The 19,604-nt window shown below is 44.4% G+C and carries 16 protein-coding genes and 1 pseudogene; 5 read left to right on the top strand and 12 right to left on the bottom strand.

Annotated elements, in window-relative coordinates:
- Positions 1–42 precede the first annotated feature (42 nt).
- Positions 43–3,807 carry a phosphoribosylformylglycinamidine synthase gene (purL, locus tag NBH06_RS11415; protein ID WP_350449416.1) on the bottom strand — a complete coding sequence of 1,255 codons (3,765 nt, stop codon included), beginning with the start codon at positions 3,805–3,807 and terminating at the stop codon, positions 43–45.
- Between the two features lie 617 nt (positions 3,808–4,424).
- On the opposite strand from purL, the gene NBH06_RS11420 reads away from it, so the two are divergent.
- Positions 4,425–5,075, top strand: a complete 651-nt coding sequence (locus NBH06_RS11420; protein ID WP_008862239.1) for a LysE family translocator — start codon at positions 4,425–4,427, stop codon at positions 5,073–5,075.
- 5 nt (positions 5,076–5,080) lie between these two features.
- The gene (locus tag NBH06_RS11425; protein ID WP_250794440.1) at positions 5,081–5,731 is read left to right on the top strand and encodes a carbohydrate-binding family 9-like protein; all 651 of its coding nucleotides are present in this window, start codon (positions 5,081–5,083) and stop codon (positions 5,729–5,731) included.
- Between the two features lie 1,067 nt (positions 5,732–6,798).
- On the opposite strand, the gene NBH06_RS11430 is transcribed toward NBH06_RS11425, so the two are convergent.
- The 11 genes from NBH06_RS11430 to NBH06_RS11480 form a co-directional block, all read right to left on the bottom strand.
- Positions 6,799–9,639, bottom strand: a complete 2,841-nt coding sequence (locus tag NBH06_RS11430) for a M16 family metallopeptidase (protein WP_250794442.1) — start codon at positions 9,637–9,639, stop codon at positions 6,799–6,801.
- Positions 9,640–9,660: 21 nt separating this feature from the next.
- Positions 9,661–9,879: a helix-turn-helix domain-containing protein gene (locus NBH06_RS11435; RefSeq protein WP_008862236.1), complete on the bottom strand. Its 219-nt coding sequence runs from the start codon at positions 9,877–9,879 to the stop codon at positions 9,661–9,663.
- Between the two features lie 9 nt (positions 9,880–9,888).
- Positions 9,889–10,527, bottom strand: a complete 639-nt coding sequence (locus NBH06_RS11440; RefSeq protein ID WP_040296053.1) for a DUF2975 domain-containing protein — start codon at positions 10,525–10,527, stop codon at positions 9,889–9,891.
- Positions 10,528–10,638: 111 nt separating this feature from the next.
- Positions 10,639–11,193, bottom strand: coding sequence for a LuxR C-terminal-related transcriptional regulator (locus NBH06_RS11445; protein WP_046411510.1), 555 nt, complete (start codon positions 11,191–11,193; stop codon positions 10,639–10,641).
- Positions 11,194–11,202: 9 nt separating this feature from the next.
- Positions 11,203–11,913: a hypothetical protein gene (locus NBH06_RS11450; protein ID WP_046413843.1), complete on the bottom strand. Its 711-nt coding sequence runs from the start codon at positions 11,911–11,913 to the stop codon at positions 11,203–11,205.
- The gene (locus NBH06_RS11455) at positions 11,904–12,467 is read right to left on the bottom strand and encodes a 5-formyltetrahydrofolate cyclo-ligase (RefSeq protein WP_250794444.1); all 564 of its coding nucleotides are present in this window, start codon (positions 12,465–12,467) and stop codon (positions 11,904–11,906) included. The genes NBH06_RS11450 and NBH06_RS11455 overlap by 10 nt, the downstream gene beginning before the upstream one ends.
- Entirely contained in the window at positions 12,464–14,101 is a 1,638-nt protein-coding gene (locus NBH06_RS11460; RefSeq protein WP_250794446.1) for a S41 family peptidase, read from the bottom strand. Before NBH06_RS11460 ends, NBH06_RS11455 begins: the two co-directional genes overlap by 4 nt.
- A gap of 23 nt (positions 14,102–14,124) precedes the next feature.
- The gene (locus NBH06_RS11465; RefSeq protein ID WP_046416133.1) at positions 14,125–14,583 is read right to left on the bottom strand and encodes a deoxycytidylate deaminase; all 459 of its coding nucleotides are present in this window, start codon (positions 14,581–14,583) and stop codon (positions 14,125–14,127) included.
- A 152-nt stretch (positions 14,584–14,735) separates the two neighbouring features.
- Complete coding sequence (locus tag NBH06_RS11470; protein WP_250794448.1) at positions 14,736–15,626, bottom strand: carbon-nitrogen hydrolase; 891 nt, start codon at positions 15,624–15,626, stop codon at positions 14,736–14,738.
- Between the two features lie 12 nt (positions 15,627–15,638).
- Positions 15,639–16,670, bottom strand: a complete 1,032-nt coding sequence (locus NBH06_RS11475) for an agmatine deiminase family protein (protein WP_250794450.1) — start codon at positions 16,668–16,670, stop codon at positions 15,639–15,641.
- Positions 16,667–17,206 (bottom strand): ferredoxin domain-containing protein, encoded by a 540-nt coding sequence (locus NBH06_RS11480; RefSeq protein WP_008862227.1) that lies wholly within the window; start codon positions 17,204–17,206, stop codon positions 16,667–16,669. Before NBH06_RS11480 ends, NBH06_RS11475 begins: the two co-directional genes overlap by 4 nt.
- A gap of 343 nt (positions 17,207–17,549) precedes the next feature.
- Between NBH06_RS11480 and NBH06_RS11485 the strand changes: the two genes are divergently transcribed.
- The 3 genes and pseudogenes from NBH06_RS11485 to NBH06_RS11495 all read left to right on the top strand — a co-directional run.
- Entirely contained in the window at positions 17,550–17,786 is a 237-nt protein-coding gene (locus NBH06_RS11485; protein WP_008862226.1) for a hypothetical protein, read from the top strand.
- 313 nt (positions 17,787–18,099) lie between these two features.
- Entirely contained in the window at positions 18,100–19,032 is a 933-nt protein-coding gene (locus NBH06_RS11490) for a glycoside hydrolase family 5 protein (RefSeq protein WP_407934815.1), read from the top strand.
- A gap of 37 nt (positions 19,033–19,069) precedes the next feature.
- Positions 19,070–19,603, top strand: a pseudogene (locus NBH06_RS11495) (carboxypeptidase-like regulatory domain-containing protein); the annotation flags it as partial.
- Position 19,604 lies beyond the last annotated feature (1 nt).

A 19,604-nucleotide genomic window follows, 5' to 3' on the forward strand; every position in this document is an offset into this window, starting at 1 on the left:
GAGAGGGACATTGTTTCCCTCCCGCCCTGCGGAATATACTTTTTATTTGGTGTGCTGTTCAACCCATTTGCGGGCATTGACAAAAGCCTCGATCCACGGGGTAATCTCGTCGGTTTTTCTGTCGGCAGGATAATGTCCGCACTGCCAGGGGAATATGGCTCGTTCGAGGTGGGGCATCATGGCCAAATGGCGGCCGTCGGCCGAAGCGATACCGGCTATACCGTAAGGCGAGCCGTTGGGATTTGCCGGGTAAGCGTCGTAGGTATATTGGGCTACGATATTGTATCTTTCTTTGGCGTAAGGCAACTCGAATTTACCTTCTCCGTGGGCAACCCATATACCGAGTTTCGAGTCCGATAACGAGCCGAACATGACAGAGCTGTTTTCGGGAATTGTCAATCCGATGAACTGAGATTCGAATTTGTGCGAATCGTTGTGTCGCATTTTGGGCTTTTGTTCGTGGTCGGGGGTGAGCAGTCCCAATTCTATCATGAGCTGGCAGCCGTTGCAGATACCGAGACTCAGGGTGTCGGGGCGGTTGTAGAAACGGTCGAGTGCAGCTTTGGCTTTTTCGTTCCAAAGGAATCCTCCTGCCCAGCCTTTTGCCGAACCGAGTACATCGGAATTTGAGAATCCACCGCAGTATACAATCATGTTGATATCGTCGAGCGTTTCGCGGCCACTGATGAGGTCGGTCATGTGCACGTCTTTCACATCGAATCCCGCCAAATAGAGCGAATAGGCCATTTCTCTATCTCCATTAACACCCTTCTCACGAATGATGGCTGCTTTCACACCGGATCGTGTGCGACGATCGGCCGAGATACCGTATTGGGCGAGCATTCCCGTGAACGAATCGGGGAAACGGAATTGCAGCGGTTGTTCCTTGTAGTTGAGGAAGCGGTCTTTGGCTGCTTTTTCTCCGCTTTGTTTGCGGTCGAGCAGATAGGACGACTCGAACCATACGTCGCGCAAATGATCGATGAAAAATTGATAATCGGCTCCGTCTTTGTGTATGAGCAGATGGCGTTCGTCACAGGGACGAGCCAGACGGATAAACGCTACGCCGGCTTTTTTCAATATCTTTTCGACTTCGTCGGTTTTTTCTACTTGAATCAAGATACCCGGATTTTCGCTGAATAGTATCTTAATGAGGTCTTTTTCGGGGATTTCGTCCAACGAAACTTCCAAACCGCCTTCGGTATTGGCAAAATTCATTTCGAGCATCGTGGTTATCATACCACCGGCGGAGATATCGTGTCCTGCCAGAATCAACTCTTTGTTAATTAATTCTTGGACGGCATTGAACGCGTTGGCAAAGTATTCGCTGTCTTGTACAGTGGGAACTTCTTTACCTATTTTGTCGAGCGATTGGGCGAACGCCGAGCCTCCTAATTTGAGATTGTCGAACGAGAAATCGATGTAGTAGACCATACTGTCGACTCCCGTGCGGAGGACGGGAGATACGACTTTACGTATATCCGAGACTTCGGCTCCTGCCGAGATGATGACCGTACCGGGCGAATAGACTTTGTCTTTTCCGTATTTCTGAGTCATGGATAGACTGTCTTTTCCGGTGGGGATATTGATTCCGAGCGAGCAGGCAAAATCGCTGCATGCTTCGACTGCCCGATATAGGCGGGCATCTTCACCTTCGTTTTTACAGGGCCACATCCAGTTGGCACTGAGCGAAACGCTGTCTAACCCTTCGGAGAGCGGAGCCCAAACGATATTGGTGAGGGCTTCGGCGATGGAGAGAACAGATCCTGCGGCGGGATCGACCAATGCCGCTTGCGGCGCATGGCCGATAGAGGTGGCGATACCGGCGCGTCCCCGATAGTCGAGGGCAACTACTCCGCAGTCACTTAATGGAAGTTGTATCTCTCCCTGACATTGTTGGCGGGCAATTTTTCCGGTAACGGAACGGTCCACTTTGTTGGTGAGCCAGTCTTTACAAGCGACTGCTTCGAGTTGGAGCACACGTTCCACGTATTCGTCGAGTTGCGTTTGATCGTATGTTACGTCTTCGTAAGTTTCTTCGACCGTTCTGTCTGTCATGACGGTACGGGGAGCTTTCCCGAACATGTCTTCCATCGCCAAGTCGATGGGCTTAACACCATCGGTCTGTTCGAATACGAAGCGATGGTCGCCTGTGGTTTCGCCTACCACATAGAACGGAGCCCGTTCGCGGTCGGCGATTTGACGAATGTGCTCGATGTCTTCTTCCCGAATGACGATACCCATACGCTCCTGACTTTCGTTACCTACGATTTCTTTGGCCGATAGGGTGGGGTCGCCGACGGGCAGTTGATCCATATGAATTAATCCGCCAGTTTCTTCTACTAACTCGGAAAGTGCGTTCAAATGGCCTCCGGCTCCGTGGTCGTGAATCGAGACGATGGGATTTTCCTCGGCTTCGGACATCGCCCGAATGACGTTGGATACTCGTTTTTGCATTTCAGGATTGGCTCGTTGTACGGCGTTCAGCTCGATGGCATTGTCGTATTGTCCGGTTTCTACCGATGAGACTGCTCCTCCACCCATACCGATACGATAGTTGTCACCACCCATTACCACTACTTTTTCCCCGGCTACGGGCGTGCCTTTAAGTGCGTCGCGCATGTTGGCGAATCCTACACCGCCGGCGAGCATAATGACTTTGTCGAAAGCAAATTTTTTACCGTTTTCGGCATGCTCGAATGTGAGCAGGGAGCCGCAGATGAGGGGTTGTCCGAATTTGTTTCCGAAATCAGAAGCTCCGTTAGAGGCCTTAATCAATATTTGTTCGGGCGTTTGATAAAGCCACGGACGAGGTTGCATGGAACCTTCTTCCCATTCCCGTCCTTCTTCCGTACGAGGATAGGCCGTCATATAAACTGCCGTTCCGGCAATAGGTAGGCTGGCACGTCCGCCACCGAGCCGGTCGCGTATTTCTCCTCCCGTACCGGTGGCAGCTCCGTTGAAAGGCTCCACGGTCGTGGGGAAATTGTGTGTCTCGGCTTTTAACGAGATGACTGTTTTGATATCTTTTATTTCGAAGAAGTCGGGTTGTTGGGGATTTATCGGAGCGAATTGCTCGACGGTAGGTCCGGCATTGAAAGCCACGTTATCTTTGTATGCCGAAACCAACCGATTGGGATTATATTCCGAGGTCTTTTTTATCAATTTAAAAAGTGAACTTTCTTTTTCTTGACCGTCGATGATGAAGACACCGTTGAAAATTTTATGACGGCAGTGCTCGGAATTGACTTGCGAGAATCCGAAAACTTCGCTGTCGGTTAGTTTCCGTCCGATTTTTTTACTCAGGTCGTTCAGATAGTTTATTTCGTCGGGGCTGAGAGCCAGACCTTCCTGTTCGTTATATGCGGCAAGATCGTCGATGTACACAATGGGATCGGGTTGTTTGTCGATGTCGAAAATTTTACCGTCGATACCGTTGTACAACCGTTGTAGCATTTTGTCGAATTCGGCAGAACCGTCTGTTACAGGGAAAAATTCCTCGATGCGAGAGATACCGGTGAGTCCCATGTTTTGAGTAATCTCTACGGCATTGGTGCTCCACGGGGTAATCATCTCTTTACGAGGCCCGATAAACCAGCCCTTCAACGTTGAATCAGGGAGAAGCTCGGCATTGTCGAAAAGCCACGATAATTTTTTAGTCTCATCTGCCGAAAAGCTGTGATCGGCCTGAACTGCAATAATGTTTTGAACGGAGGTTTTGAAAAAAATGACCATTGTGTCTTGTTTTTTAGTGGCATGTCTGTTTTTCTTTTTCCCGACTGAAAAATCGAGACAAAGAAAACGTATTTATTTTCGTTGCAAAATTAAGGAAAAACCCTCGTCCACTCAAAAAAAATAGGACAAAACAGTTCCTAATTTTTGGATATTATTCCTTGATGTTCGATTTTTCGAGTATAGGGGAGGGGTTGACTCAACGAGACTCTCAAATGAGGGAAGAGGAGGACGAGTCTTTTCTCTGTATTTGGTACGGTCGAATATAGGGGCATTTCTGCGTTGTGGTTGATGTATGCCTTTTTGCTGTGTCCAACCTTGCCTATGTTCGATAAAATAAGATAGGCGGCTGTTCAACAGAACTAAAATAAATTTTGTTCTGTGTTCACCTTTCATTATCTTTGCACAGTATGCGAAAATAGGAGGAGGTTCGTCATAGCCAAGTCGGAAATGCGATTTCCGTTTGTCTCTGCGCTCACCTTTCACTATCTTTGCTTCACGAATCGAAAATAGGTTGTGCATAGGCATCTTCAAGAAAATAGGGGTTTGCCTTTTTCTTGTGCTGTTTTTGACGGACAATAGAGGTGAGCTTTTGTTTTACAGGAGCAAAAATGAAATTTATTTTATGTCAATGTCATACTATTTTGTGATTTATACCGTATTTCAGTAGAATAAGGTAGTTTTTAGACTTTATGGACTTAACGCTATATACTATAATTCGAGGCTTAGCCATAGGCATATTGGTGTCGGCGCCGATGGGACCGATAGGAATATTGTGTATACAGCGTACGTTGAATAAAGGGCGATGGTCGGGCTTCGTGACAGGATTGGGTGCTGCATTATCCGATTTGATATATGCATTGCTTACGGGATTAGGCATGTCTATCGTCATCGATTTTATAGAGGCTAATCAAAATATTTTGCAGATTTTGGGCAGTTTGGTTTTGGTGGGGTTCGGGTTGTATCTGTATCGCCAGAATCCGGCCAAGAATATTCGTAAAGCCAATTCTTCCATCAATACGTTTACGCAGGATTTCATTACGGCGTTTTTATTGACTTTTTCCAATCCTCTGATATTATTTCTTTATATAGGCCTTTTTGCCCGGTTTAATTTTTTCTTGCCCGAATCACAATTGGGGCATCATGTGGTGGGTTATCTGTCTATTTTGTTAGGAGCTGTCAGTTGGTGGTTCCTGATAACTTACGTCATCAATAAGGTTCGTGCCCGTTTTAATGTGCGTAGCATTTGGTTAATAAATAGGGGAATCGGGATTATCATCATTATTATGTCTATTGTGGGATTTGTTTGGGGAATAAAAGATTATTTTTTGTATAATTTATAAACATCATGAAAAAAGTTATTGAAGTTCCATTTGTTGCCGGATTGTGCGACAAACCTTTGTCGCAGGTTTCCGAGATTTTGGAGGCACAGGGTGTGCGGCAGGCGATAGATTGCGTCGATTGGCCGAACGAGTTTCCGTATAAGCCTATTACCTCTTTTTATATAGCTCGTGATAAGGAGTGTCTCTACATCAATTATTTTGTAAAGGGCAATTATTTGCGGGCTGTGAACAGTGCCGATAATTCTCCTGTTTGGGAGGATAGCTGCGTGGAATTTTTCGTGCAGATACCGGGTGAGAAGTATTATTATAATTTCGAGTTCAACTGTATAGGAACGGCTTTGGCTGCCCGTCGCACCGGGCGGGAAGATGCCGAGCATTTCTCAGCCGATAAAATGGCTAAAATCAAACGTTATTCGTCGGTCGGTAATAAACCGTTTTGTGAGATGGAGGGGCTTTTCTCGTGGAATTTATTGGTCGCCATACCTTTTGAACTTATAGGGCTTGACGGCGGGCTGTTGCCGGAGAGTCTCTCGGCTAATTTCTATAAATGTGCCGACGGATCGTCTTTGCCTCATTATTTGAGCTGGTCGCCGATACCTATCGAAAAGCCCGATTTTCACCGTCCCGATTATTTCGGGGAATTGAGATTCAGATAGAAAATCGATTGTAAATAAAAAAAGCCTCTGTATTCAGAGGCTTTTTTTATTTCGGAAGCCAATCGGGTAGCTATAAGGTTTAGCCATAAATTTCTTTTTAACAAACTCTTTCCGAAGAAACGATAGATTTTTCGGTTTTTCTTCCATATTCCTTTGCTTGTCGAAGATTCAACAATTTCGATTTAACCCCTCCGTCCTTCGGACACCTCCCCTATATTTTGTTGTGCAAAACACAGGGGAGGAGGTTTAAAGTATCTTCCCAATAGTGGAATATAAATCCTTATTCTAAGAGTTGACTTTCTTATTTTTCAAGATATGGGGAGGAGGGAGACTCTTTTTCTTTTATAGTCTAGCATTTTTATGTGGTGAGCGGGAACTATCCAACCTTCTTCCTTGTGCTGCATTGGCAGTATAGGGGAGACACCGAAGGAACGGTAGTTCCAGAGGAGAGGGGTTGAAAGGTCGTTTATTTGTTCATTCTTCTCAGCAGCGAGAAGAACGAACCAAGAAGCACCGCCGCAGTTATCCATGTACTTTTTTTATTACTCCCTCCGTCCTATGGACACCTCCCCTATATTTTGCGTTGCAAAACACCCCGTAATACTACGGGACACGGCAGGGAGGAGGGTGATAGTAACCCTCCGCTTAAACAGTCCTCGCCCTTTTTCTTCCGTCTCCCTTGCGACTTCGCCGCCCGATAAAGGCGGAATTGGGGTTTGTGCTTTTGCTTGTATTCTAATCCCCTCGCCCTTTTCCCCCTATTGTTACCGCAACTTCCCGCAATGCTACGAGACACGGCAGGGGGGAGGTAGAAGTATTTCACTTTTTGCCTTGCTTTGATTTTAAGTGCGATACCCCGCAATGCTATTCTTGCGGAAACATAAGGGGAGTGGTTAGATTAAAATTCGAGTGTAAAGGTAAGAAGAGGGTATCACAAACCAATTTTATCAAAGAAAGAGCCGTATCATTACTCCAAACAGAGTTTGATACGGCTCTTCCTTTTTAGGTTTAGCAGTTACAAACTGCAATTTTTCGGAACGGTCATTTTAGTTTTGACATTCTCGTTTTTATTTTGTTTCGTCTTCGACAACTCCGGTCATCGTTACTTCGATGATGTTTTTACCGTTGAAGAGTTTCTTTGTGAATTTCTTCATATCGTCGAGCGTAATGCCGTTAACAATGTTTTCGTAATCGGTATTGTTGTCACCGTAACCGAGAACATCGGATTTGATAATGTTCATCCAATAGGAGTTTTCGCGAAGGTTTTGAGCATGTTGTTTAAGCATATACTCTTTTACTTTGTTGAAGTCTTTTTCACGAGGGCCTTCGGTAACAACTTTGTTTAGTTCGGCGTGAGCCCGTTCTGTCAAACGTTTTTCGTCTTGCGGGTTGGTATCGAATCCAAATAGGAACAACCATGAGTTGTTGACGGGCGATAAATTGGAAGATGTCTCTACGCCGTAAGTTCCGCCTTCTTCTTCACGGATAGTTTCGGTATATACGATGTCCATGATTTGGTCGAGCATACTGAACATAATGTTACTGCGCAAGTCGTATTTTTGTTTTCCTGAATAGATGGCGTACACAGTAGATTTAGCCGTTTGCATGGGCAACGTGAAGTTGTTGTCGATAAGACCCGGTTGTATGGTGGATATTTTACCGACTTTGTCTCTATTCTTGTTTGCAGGCAGCGAAGCGATGTACTTTTCAACAACCGGTTTCAGAGAGTCGATATCGAAATTACCCACGAAGATGAAGGTATAATCGGCTGCATTGGCTGTACGCTCTTTTGCAATTTCGAGAATGCGGTCGTAGTTAATCAGGTCGATATCTTCGGCTTTCAAGGGTTCCCGCATTATGTTATGATTGTAGAGCGTTGCTGAAAGCGAATCACTGAAAATGAACTGAGGATCGTTCGCATAGTTTGTCAGTACCGCTTTCATTTGCTCTTTCCATGCGGCGAAGGCATCTTCGTCACGATGTATGTCGGTAAAGGTGAGGTATACCAATTGCATCATGGTTTCGAGGTCTTTGGTCGCGCAGGAGGCATTGATCATTTCCATAGGTTCTCCCAAAGAAAAATAGGTAGATACGGTTTTACCAGCTAATGCTTTCATCAAGTCTGTTCTTCCGTATTTTCCGAGTCCGCTCAATTCGACAACATCATTGACGGCTTTCAGATTTTTAACCAAAGCACGATCTGTGTAATCATAAAGGGAAAGTCCGCCTTTACTTACAGCTTGCATAGAGATTTCATCGCTCTTGAAGTCTGTCGGTTTGAGGATAACTTTCACTCCGTTGGAAAGGGTCCATTCGGTTGTTCCAAATTTCTTTCCGGCAGCACTTTTTACAATTTTACCCGCAACCGGTTCGTCGGAAATGAGCGGTTCGTTGGATACATTGTCGACATAGGGAGTAATTTCTTCTGCTTCGACTTCTTTGATAGCGGCAAGAACTTGGTCTTTGTCGGGATAGGATACTCCTTCTTTATCGGGACCGGTCAGTGAAATTACCATATTGTCTTCGCTAATAAGCGTTTTGATGTATTGGTTTACCATATCTACCGTAATGGCCGGAGATATTTGTTTGAGCAGGTTGTATTCCATTTCGATACCCGGAATATATCCGCCGTCGATGAAGTGTCTGATGTATTCTTCGGCGTAGTCGATGTTTTTGTGATTGTTGCGTTCTTTGTACATGTTTTCATACCGAGAAAGCAATGTAGCCCGGGCACGGTCGTATTCGGAAGCTGTGAATCCGAAACGGTCGATACGTTCTGCTTCGCGCATAATACCTTTTATGGCATCGATCGCTCCATTGTCTTTACCCAAAGCGATAAGAGTAAATGCATCTTTGGTTTTGGAAACGAAGAAATCTCCGTCGAAAATCGCTCCGGCAATGAAGGGAGCATCCGGTTTTTGAGTGATTTCGGAGATGCGGTCGTTAAACATGATACCGACAACTTGTCCCATATAGTCATTGATGGCCCCGTTGATAGTTCCTCTCATTTCGCGGGGCATGGGGTCGTGTTTCATATAGATATCCACCCGGGTGTATGTGGCTTCTTTGTCTTTGTGGAATGCAAAGATGGGCTCTTTGTTATCGGGTACGGTGTAGTAGATACGTTCTGCCGCGTTTTCGGGCATTTTGATTTTACCGAACAGTTCTTTGATCTGAGCTTCCATTTTGTCGGCATCGAAGTCACCGATAACGATAATGCCTTGTTGGTCGGGGCGATACCATTTGTGATAGTAGTCGCGTAGTGCCTGATAGGGGAAATTCATGACAACTTCCATTGTTCCGATGGGCATACGGTTGGCATATTGGCTACCGGCAAACATGACAGGAACCGTGACTTCCCATGTACGCCAATTGGCATCGGCGCGAGTTCTCCACTCTTCATGGATAACTCCGCGTTCTTCGTCAATGTCTTTGTCATTCAGAGAGATGGCACAGGCCCAATCGTACAGAACGAGTAGACAGGAGTCTACTAAATTTTGATTTTGAGTGGGGACATTGGATATACGATACACGGTTTCATCGAATCCGGTATAGGCATTGATGTCTACACCGAATTTGATACCTTTGTTTTCGAGGTAGTTTAACATGTTTTTACCGGGAAAATGTTCTGTCCCGTTGAATGCCATGTGTTCGAGGAAGTGGGCCAATCCGCGTTGGTCTTCGTTTTCGAGAATTGAACCTACCTTTTGTGCAATGTGGAATTCTGCACGATTCTTCGGCGTTTCGTTGTGACGTACATAATAGGTGAGACCATTATCGAGGACTCCGTAGCGTACGTTGGGATCGATGGGCAATGCTTCCATCTGAGGAGCTTGTTGTGCCGATACCCATTGGGCAAGGGCTACACAGGCAAGCACTAATCCCGATTTTACCATTTTCAGATTCATTTTTGTTTGATTTAAAGTGAGTTATATTGTATTTTCTTCGTCTTGGTATTCTAGGATATCTCCCGGTTGGCAATTCAGTTCTTTGCAAATAGCTTCGAGAGTGGAGAAACGTATAGCTTTGGCTTTCCCTGTCTTTAAGATAGAGAGATTGGCCGGAGTGATATCTATTTTGCCCGAAAGTTCATTAAGCGAAATTTTTCGTTTCGCCATCATTACATCGAGATTGACAATAATAGGCATGGTCGTTATTTATATAGTGAGGTCTAATTCTTCGCGTTGTTTATAGGCTATATTCAAAATTTCGGCCAGTAACAGCAAAATAAATGCAATAGTGACCGAAGCGCTCAATTCGGGATAGCAAATTTGATTGTCTCCCAACGAGAGGTGCGAACGATAATAGCTCGTGGTGATAAAGGAATCTATATAGCTAACGAGGTAGAATGTAATCATGAAATAGGAGAGTAATCTCAATCGTTTGATGTTTCTACGGTTCATAAGTCCATCTGAGGCAACCGATTTTATCAGTTGCACTAATTTAATAATCATACAAATAAGGGCGATGAAAGAAAGTCCTGTCAGTATTACGGAGCTTATACTCAATGCTACGGGTGTCGTCGATGCCGGAAGGTAGAGAATATTGTCGGACGAGAGATTGAGACTTGGGATCGTTCCTATGTGGTTTAATTGCAATGAGTCCGGTTTGACCGTGCAAATCTGAAAAGTCGATTCTTCCAGCCCATTTTGGAATCCGATGACAGAGGAGTTGAGTCCCATCATAAATCCTTTGGAGAAATCGAGAAGTATGGGAATGAGAATGAGTAATGCGATTAGCAAATTCAATAATTGTATTTTTCTCTGTGTTCGTTTGTCGTAAAACATATACGTCATATTCTATATTGTCAGGACAAAGAAATAGAATATTTTCCGAATGAACAAGAAAAACAGTATATTTTTATCGAAAAACGATAAAAATAATTATATTCAAAAAATTGTATGGTGTTATTTATCGTCGATGTCCGATATATAACCGTTCATCATTGCATAGAAGCTAAGCCCCGATACGGTCTTGATACCTAATTTGGCCGTTAGATTTTTTCGATGGCTGAGTACTGTGTTTATACTTATATTCAGGCGATCGGCTATTTCTTTATTCATGAGCCCTTTGGCTACCAGCCTCAATACTTCGGTTTCCCGAGGCGATAATTCGTGAGGCAGGATTTCGGATTGTTTGTCTAAATGCTCGATGAACTGTTGTATTTTTTCGAGCAGAGATTCTTCGCTTTCGTGTATGTCTAACGAAGTCATTGACGTTTCGGGCAGATGAGACCCATCGGAGGCGAGGAGTATGATTTTGCTTTTGCGAGGGAGGAAAAAATCGCTGTATCCGATGATTGTATCGGCGAAAAGAATATAGGCATCGAATTGTTCGGGTGCGTTATTGAAAAACTCGGAAATCTCGTTGTATAATATAGGAGTGGTGTCGAAGTATTTTTGTAGTAAATGCTTCAATCCTAAGTTAAGTAACGTGTATGGTGTAACGATGGCGATACGCATGGACTTAGATTACTTGAAACTTTGGTTTCGGCAGGCTTCCAACATACCGTCGGCAATGGGACGGAGTATTCTGTTTCTTATCCGGTTGTGTTGTTTGATATCTTTTTCGAGGCTGTATATTGCGAATATGACACCGTGGCAAAGATTGAGATCGTATTCGCCTTTTAGATGAATAACAAACAGGCTTTTAAGATCGTCTAATTTTTCTTCCAAAGAATCGTTTTCTTCTGTATCGGGTTGAAATTTTTCTCCGTAATATTCCCCGTGCAGGGTTTCGGCAGCGACTTTGATAGAGGGAAACCAGCAATTCTTGTCATTTTCTATGCGCGACAACAATTCTTTTTTCAGTTCGTCGAAGAATTGCTTCATAAGTTCGAGATTGTTGTTCTCGCTGTCGCTTTGGTTTATCAAGAAATTGAAATGTCGTTCTATATTGGGTATCTGGAATTGTTCATAGTAGGCATTCGTTTGGGTGAGGTAGTCTACTATTTGTGTAGCGCAAAATGATTTGAGCCTGTTTTCCGGGAAATAGTCTTCGTTGATAAAGGTGTTGAGTATGGTCACGAAAAACTCGCAGTCTAGATTTTTTTCTTCGCATACGGTACGTATGCTTTTGTCGCCGACCCCCAGAATAATACCGAATCGATTGATAACCGGTATGACGGAGGGTTCGTGCAAGATAACGTCGCAAAGCTTTGTCTCGGCGTTTATTAGTGCCATAATTCGTCCTTTCTATGAATGATATTGTTTTCGGTAATTATAAAGTCCATTTTTATGTCGTGGGGCTCTGCCGGTATTTCGTCGAACAGTTGCAGTCCATAGCAGATTCCAATTTTTGTGGCGGAGGTCTGGACGAGCAGTTTGTCGTAATATCCTTTTCCTCGTCCCAATCGATTCAGCTTTTTGTCGAACGCTACTCCGGGTACGATTATCCAGTCTATCGAACCGGGATCGGTTTCACGGGTGTCACCCGGCTCCCAAATACCGAAAGCCCCTTGTTTAAGGAACCGAGGATCGTAGGGGCTGACGATGAGATTGTCGCCGTTCACTATGGGTAGGTACAGTTGCTTTTTTTTGCTCCATCTGGATAACATTAAACCGGTATCGACCTCGTCAGGCAAGGCGTGATAAAGCAGTATGCGCGAGACTGTTTCGAAACCGGGTAGCTTTTCTATTGCCGAGCATATATTTTGTGATAAAGCTACTCGCTGTTCCGAGGAGATAGCCTGTTTCAACTGTTTGACCTGTTGCCGCAGTTGTCGTTTTTCGCTCATTGAGGAACTTGATTTTCTGTCGGCAATTCGGGATATCCTTCGCCTTTATTCACTATATCCCGAGCCTTTCGCAAGGTTTCGTCATCTCGTAGCAGCAGTTTGTAAAATGCTTCTTCTCCCAATATGTTCCGGGCTATGTATGCCTGTAACGTATTTACGATCAATTTCCTTGAAATATTGATGTAAACGGGACGGGGGCGTATTCCTTTTTGGGCTGCGTATTGAACGAAACTGTTTAAGAGAGTGTTGGGTTCAAGTATACTCAATAGGGATTCGACATCTTTTGCTGTTGACAATTTGTCGCGGTATTTATCCGTGTAGTCGAATGCGTATTGATAGAGCAGACCTTCGTTGGCTACGTTGTTGAAGTAGGAGGTGACTCCTGTCGTGTCTCGTGGAACGAATATGTCGGGCATAATTCCGCCTCCGCCGTATACTTCACGCCCGTTGACCGTGTGGAACACCAACTCTTTGTTCTGTTTGATACTGTCGGCATTGAAAAATTCGCCGTGCATGTATCTGTTTACGATATCCATGCTATAATCTTCGGATTTCCCTAATTGATATTCTTTTTGGATACAACGGCCGGACGGTGTATAGTAACGAGCTACCGTCAGTCGAATGGCCGATCCGTCACGGAAGGGGATTTGTTGTTGTACCAGTCCCTTGCCGAATGTTCGGCGTCCGATTATCAAACCTCTGTCGTTGTCTTGTATGGCTCCTGCGAATATTTCACTGGCCGACGCAGACCATTCGTCCGTGAGAACTACGACTTGTTCTTTTTGGAATGTTCCCGTGCCGTTCGAAACGGCGTCTTCCCGTTCGAATGCTTTTCCTTCGGCATAAACTATTAACCGGTTGGCAGGAAGGAATTCATTCGCCATATTGATTGCGGCATCCATCAATCCTCCGCTATTGCCACGCAAGTCGATAATGAAGTTTTCGGCTCCTTGATTGTGTAGTTTGGAGAGGGCTGTAATAAATTCGTCATAAGTGGTTTTGCCGAATTTGCTGATTTTTATATATCCCGATTTGTCGTCGAGCATATAAGCCGCATCAACGCTGTTGACGGGAATATCTCCGCGCGTTACTTCATAAATGAGCGGATTTTTCGCTGTTTTGCGTAAGATTTCGAGTTTCACGGTCGTTCCCTTAGGTCCCCGCAAATTTTTCATGACTTTTTCGTTGCTGATGTTTTTACCAACGAAAGCAGAATCGTTGACCGAGATGATACGGTCTCCGGCCAGTATTCCTACTTTTTCGGAGGGGCCGCCGGAAATGACGCTGACAACGTTGATGGTGTCGTTCAGTATATTGAATTGTATCCCGATTCCACTAAACGAGCCTTCTAACTCTTCATTGACGCTTTCCAAATCTTTTGCCGGAATGTAGGCAGAGTGGGGATCTAACTCTCCTATGACTTTGGGCACGACATTTTCTATGAGATCGTTCCTGTTTACCGTGTCGACGTATTGTTGTTCGATGCATTGCAACAAACTTTCGATTTTGTCATACCTTGCCGTTTTGCCGAAAGAGGTTTCGGCAGAGAAAAATCGTCCGATTAAAATTCCCCCGGCGATAGCCACGGCTATTAGTAACGGAACCCAGACGAAACGAGCTTTTTCGTTATTCATATTTAATAGGATAGTTTAGCTTTTTACTTTATAGATTCATCGGCTTGCGGATCAATGAAATCCACTTGTATGCCGGCTTTTTGCAGAAGTTCGATACCGTCTTGGAGCCGGTAGTATTCCGAAAATACGACACGACTGATACCTGCTTGTATAATCAACTTGGAACATTCGATACAAGGCGAGGACGTCACGTATAGAGTCGCTCCGTCGCTGCTGTTGTTGCTGCGAGCGACTTTGGTGATGGCATTTGCCTCGGCATGCAAAACGAAAGGCAATGTGTGGCCGTTTTCGTCTTCGCAGCAGTTTTCGAATCCGGCAGGTGTACCGTTGTATCCGTCGGAAATTATCATCTTGTCTTTTACAATTAAAGCTCCGACTTTACGACGTTGGCAGTAAGAGTTTTCAGCCCAGATTTGCGCCATTCGTGTATAACGCTTGTCCAATGCCAGTTGTTTGTCCGTGATATTTTTTTTCGTGTCCATATCTTGACGCTAATAATTTACAAAAATAGCTGTTTTGCGGAGATTTTATGTCCTTTTTTATTATTTTATAACGCAGGTTCGGATTCGTATGAAGTTCGGTACATCGGGGAATCGGGTGAAGAGATTCCGTGCTTTTGTTTTTCGAGATACGGTTAGTCGATGAATCTTCGCAATATATCGTTGTACGAGTCGATACGGCGGTCTCGCAAGAACGGCCACCAGCGCCGAACGTTTTCGGAGCGGGTTAAATCTATTTCCACGACTTCACACCATTCGCTGTCGTCGGGAGCGGCGGCCAGTATTTCGCCTTGCGGACCGCAGACGAAGCTGTGTCCCCAGAATTGTATGCCGTTGGTTTGTCCAGAGGGATCGGGTTCATGTCCCACACGGTTGACAGCTACAACAGGTAGTCCGTTGGCGACGGCGTGTCCTCGTTGGGAAATAATCCACGCGTCTTGTTGTCGCTTTTGTTCTTGGGGGGTGTCGGAGCTTTCCCAGCCGATGGCCGTAGGGTAGATGAGCATGTCGGCTCCTTGCAGTGCCATGAGGCGGGCTGCTTCGGGATACCATTGATCCCAACATACCAATACCCCTAGTGTACCGATGGAGGTTTTTATGGGGGTGAATCCCAAATCGCCGGGGGTGAAGTAGAATTTTTCGTAATAGGCCGGGTCGTCCGGTATGTGCATTTTACGATACTTTCCGGCGATAGAACCATCGGTGTCGAACACGACTGCTGTGTTGTGGTATAATCCGGCTGCGCGTCGTTCGAAAAGAGAGGTTACCAAGACGATGTGCAGCTCACCGGCGATACGACTGTAAAATTCGGTCGATTCTCCCGGTATGGATTCTGCCAAATCGAAATTATTGGTCGATTCTATTTGGCAGAAATAGAGGCTGTTGTGTAGTTCTTGCAGAACTACGAGCTGTGCACCTTTTGCAGCGCATTGTTCGATATGATGTTTCAGTCTTTTTTTGTTGTCGGCGATGTCGCCGGTATTTTGTTGTTGGATAATTCCGACAGTGATTTTCTTTTCGGTCATGACAGGATATATTTATCGTAATACATTTCGAGGATATTGCATGGTTACGCAATGTAACGAACCATGTTGTCGAATGAGCGGTGAACAGTCTATTCCTACGACTTCCCGATTCGGGAACGCTTGTCGAAGTATTTCAAATGCCTTCTTATCGTTCAAAGGTTGTCGATAAGTGGGGTACAGGATTGCGTCGTTCAAGATGAGAAAGTTGGCATAAGTTGCCGGTAAACGCTCTCCGTTTTCATCGTAAACGGCTTCGGGCATGGGTAGGGGAAGCAGATTATACGGTTTTCCGCCGATCGTTGTGAAGGTTTGAAGCTGTGCTTCCATTTTACGCAATGCTTCGTAGTGCTCGTCTTCCGAATCGGAGCATTGTACGTAAACGATTGTATCTTCGTCTGCAAATCGGGCCAGTGTGTCGATGTGGCTATCGGTGTCGTCTCCGGCGAGATAGCCGTGGTCGAGCCATAGTATGCGTTGCAGCCCGAATGTCCGTTTGAGGTATTCTTCGATAACGGGTCGTGTCCATTCTCCATTTCGGTTGGGAGATAGCAGGCATTCGCTTGTGGTCAGCAAGGTTCCGGCTCCGTCACTTTCGAGGGCTCCCCCTTCCAGTACGAAATTGAGCTTATTTTCGTATAGGGCGTTAAAAACGTTTTCGTTATATAAAGTCGAAGTGATGAGGTTGTCGTAATTGGCTGCGAATTTAAGTCCCCAGCCGTTGAATTTGAAGTCGTATATAACGGGAACTCCGTCTTTGAATACCGTGATACCGCCGTGATCTCGTGCCCATGTATCGTTGGTGAGACATTCTATGAATCGGACGGATTTGATGTCGATCGTATCCTGTAATTGTTTTTTAACTTCGTCGGGGCAGGGGGTGACGATGATGAGCTTTTCCCTTTGGGAAATTTCGCTTGCCAACTTTTTATAACAGTCGGTAACTTTGTCGAGCATGTAGGCCCAATCGGTGTTTGGGTGAGGCCAAGTGAGCTGTATGCCCGATTGGGGATACCATTCTGCCGGAAAGGAAACGTTAGGGGTCATTGTTTCGGAGCTTGAAATTTACGGTCGAAAAAAGGGTTCTTGGACGATACGCTCAATGCCAAAGCGATGATTTGGTTACAGCCGGGCAGGAGATTCATAGATTGTGCGGTTGTGCCTGCCGAGAACATCACCCGGGTGTCGATACGGAGGTCGGCTGCTTTCGAACAAGCCGATCCGATAGCGATTCCCACATCGATAGAGTTAATCGCACAAGGATTGCTTTCAGGATTTTCACCACACGTTTTCGCTCCACAGTATGCGCAATTCAAACCTAAGGGGTGTCGGCGGGTTCCGATGAGGATAACTGCGTCGGCTTGTTCTATATTATCGGCATCGCGCAGAAAAAACATCATGCCGCGTTTTTTCCCTTCGCTGCGCATATTTTCCGATAGAGTCGGAAGGCTATCGTGCGAGAGTGTAATTATTTCGATAATATCCACTCCTTTACCTTTGGGTGCTGTGCGGGCCGCCATCATGATTTGTTTAGCGGCTTCCAGCACAATCTCTTTTCGAATGTTCCGTTCGTTGTAAATCATGTTCGTATTTTCGCATTTTATGCAAAGATAGCGCAAAAGAAGGCAGAAACAAATTTATTTGATTGTGCGGTGCGCTGCTCTTTTGCTTCTGAAACAAAGATAATCATTCTTTTATGAAGTAACGATTCCTATATTCGGGAAATTTTGAATTTTTTGATTGAAGGTTCTACTTTTTTCTTGGTAAAGGGAATAATTTTTCTTATCGGTTTGCGTTTATATATTGTAATGGCTGCATTCCGGGGAGTGATTAATTTTACATTTTTGTTTTTTGTAGAACTTTTTTATGAAAGAATAGTTATATTTGTAAATACGAAGATATATTAATTGATAAATAGAAAAAGCCATGAGTAATGATATTACCATAACATTTGATGATATTATTAAACAGTATCGGACCCTCGATCTATCGGAAGATATATTCCGGTCGATGATGGCGGAGGATAAGCAATTGGAGGCCGATTATAAAGAATGGTGCGATACGTTGGGTATTCCAGAAAGAAAAGGGTTTGCTTATTACTATGAAGAATATATAGAACAACAGGACTCTATTTGGGATAGTTTAGATGATCATGATGAATAAATGGCTTTTGAATACCGTTCGAAAAATTTTAGATAAATCTTGAATGCTTTTTATATAAAACATTTTATCGGGGCGGTCGTCTATTATAGTTTTTGTTGATAAACAGGTGCTTAGATCAATTGCAGATTTCTTGATTCGCTTCTCCTTTGTTGAAAAATCACATTTGAGGTAAAAAAGTATCATTATCGGATAATAAAGTACTTTTTTGCGCTATTTTTTTACTATTATTTTGTAACGTAAATTTAATATCATGGTTATGCTTAAAAAACAGCTATTCATTATTTCTTTATTATTCGGTGTTATATCGTCTGCTATGGCTGCTGATCCGGTAAAATTATACGGTCAGCTTCAAGTAAGTGGAAATCAACTTTGTAGTGAGCAGGGAGAGCCTGTCGTATTGCGTGGCGTTAGTTATGGTTGGCACAATTTGTGGCCTCGATTTTATAATAAAAAATCGGTAAAGTGGCTGAAAGAGGATTGGAAATGCACCGTATTGCGCGCTGCGATGGGAACTTGCATAGAAGATAATTATATAGAGAACCCCGAACATGCTCTTAATTGTATAAATGCGGTTGTAAAGGCTGCGATTAAAAATAATGTGTATGTAATCATAGATTGGCATACTTATTATCCACAGAAAGAAGAGGCAAAGGCTTTCTTCTCGATGATGGCTCAGAAGTATGGAAAGTATCCACATGTGATTTATGAGATTTATAACGAACCTATGGAAGATACTTGGGAGAGTGTGAAAGAGTATGCAACCGACATTATCACCGAAATAAGGAAATATGACCCCGATAATATAATATTGGTAGGAAGTCCGCATTGGGATCAAGATTTACATTTGGTTGCAGCCGACCCTTTGCAGGGTTTCAATAATATAATGTATACGCTCCATTTTTATGCGGCTACCCATAAACAGGAATTGAGAGATAGAGCTACTGCTGCTTGGGAGCAGGGGATCCCTATTTTCGTATCGGAATGTGCCGGTATGGAATGTACAGGTGACGGTCCATTGGACATTGAAGAGTGGACTCGCTGGGTAGAGTGGATGGAAGCTCATAAAATCAGTTGGGTGAATTGGTCAATTTCGGACAAAAACGAGACTTGTTCGATGTTGTTACCGAGAGCCGACAAAAACGGTGGTTGGGACGAATCTCTCATTAAGCCGGCCGGTCGCCAAAGCCGCAAGTTTATACGGCAATATAACGAGGCTGTATATCGCACAAAGAAAGAGAAGAAATAATATCAAAATAAGATTGTTAATTTTAAATTTATTACAAATGAAAAGAAACCTGTTTTCTTTCCCACGTTCTCAAATGGTGGGTAAAATGCTCAGAGCTATGTCGTTTGTAGTGGCTGTGTTTTGGGCAACGACCGCTATGGCGGACATAGTGGTGAAGGGAGTAGTAGCCGATGATTCGGGCTTACCTATTCCCGGCGCTAATGTTACCGAGTTGAATTCGAAAGGTAACGGAACAATTACCAATGTAGACGGACAATATTCGATTGTGGTGAAAGGTCCTAAATCGGTGTTACGTTTTTCATTTATCGGATATGCAAAGGAAGACGTAACCGTGGGCAATAAAACACAGATCGACGTGCAGTTGAGCGAGGATTCAAAATCGCTCGATGAGGTTGTTGTCATCGGTTATGGTACGATGCGTAAGAAGGATTTGTCGGGAGCCGTCGCTTCTATCAAAAGCGAGGATTTAATGATCGGTAATCCGACAAGTTTCAGCCAAGCCCTACAAGGAAAATTGGCTGGTGTGCAAGTTAATTCTAACGATGGTGCTCCCGGTTCGGGTATGAGCATTA

Source organism: Barnesiella sp. B2-R-119 (genome assembly GCF_023656675.1).
GTDB lineage: Bacteria > Bacteroidota > Bacteroidia > Bacteroidales > Barnesiellaceae > Barnesiella > Barnesiella intestinihominis.

What these genes read in the sequence shown, in the direction of transcription:
- NBH06_RS11420 (WP_008862239.1), top strand. Translation starts at nt 4,425, where the DNA reads ATGGACTTAACGCTATATACTATAATTCGAGGCTTAGCCATAGGCATA.
- NBH06_RS11425 (WP_250794440.1), top strand. Translation starts at nt 5,081, where the DNA reads ATGAAAAAAGTTATTGAAGTTCCATTTGTTGCCGGATTGTGCGACAAA.
- NBH06_RS11430 (WP_250794442.1), bottom strand. Translation starts at nt 9,639, where the DNA reads ATGAATCTGAAAATGGTAAAATCGGGATTAGTGCTTGCCTGTGTAGCC.
- NBH06_RS11435 (WP_008862236.1), bottom strand. Translation starts at nt 9,879, where the DNA reads ATGCCTATTATTGTCAATCTCGATGTAATGATGGCGAAACGAAAAATT.
- NBH06_RS11440 (WP_040296053.1), bottom strand. Translation starts at nt 10,527, where the DNA reads ATGACGTATATGTTTTACGACAAACGAACACAGAGAAAAATACAATTA.
- NBH06_RS11445 (WP_046411510.1), bottom strand. Translation starts at nt 11,193, where the DNA reads ATGCGTATCGCCATCGTTACACCATACACGTTACTTAACTTAGGATTG.
- NBH06_RS11450 (WP_046413843.1), bottom strand. Translation starts at nt 11,913, where the DNA reads ATGGCACTAATAAACGCCGAGACAAAGCTTTGCGACGTTATCTTGCAC.
- NBH06_RS11455 (WP_250794444.1), bottom strand. Translation starts at nt 12,467, where the DNA reads ATGAGCGAAAAACGACAACTGCGGCAACAGGTCAAACAGTTGAAACAG.
- NBH06_RS11460 (WP_250794446.1), bottom strand. Translation starts at nt 14,101, where the DNA reads ATGAATAACGAAAAAGCTCGTTTCGTCTGGGTTCCGTTACTAATAGCC.
- NBH06_RS11465 (WP_046416133.1), bottom strand. Translation starts at nt 14,583, where the DNA reads ATGGACACGAAAAAAAATATCACGGACAAACAACTGGCATTGGACAAG.
- NBH06_RS11470 (WP_250794448.1), bottom strand. Translation starts at nt 15,626, where the DNA reads ATGACCGAAAAGAAAATCACTGTCGGAATTATCCAACAACAAAATACC.
- NBH06_RS11475 (WP_250794450.1), bottom strand. Translation starts at nt 16,670, where the DNA reads ATGACCCCTAACGTTTCCTTTCCGGCAGAATGGTATCCCCAATCGGGC.
- NBH06_RS11480 (WP_008862227.1), bottom strand. Translation starts at nt 17,206, where the DNA reads ATGATTTACAACGAACGGAACATTCGAAAAGAGATTGTGCTGGAAGCC.
- NBH06_RS11485 (WP_008862226.1), top strand. Translation starts at nt 17,550, where the DNA reads ATGAGTAATGATATTACCATAACATTTGATGATATTATTAAACAGTAT.
- NBH06_RS11490 (WP_407934815.1), top strand. Translation starts at nt 18,100, where the DNA reads ATGGCTGCTGATCCGGTAAAATTATACGGTCAGCTTCAAGTAAGTGGA.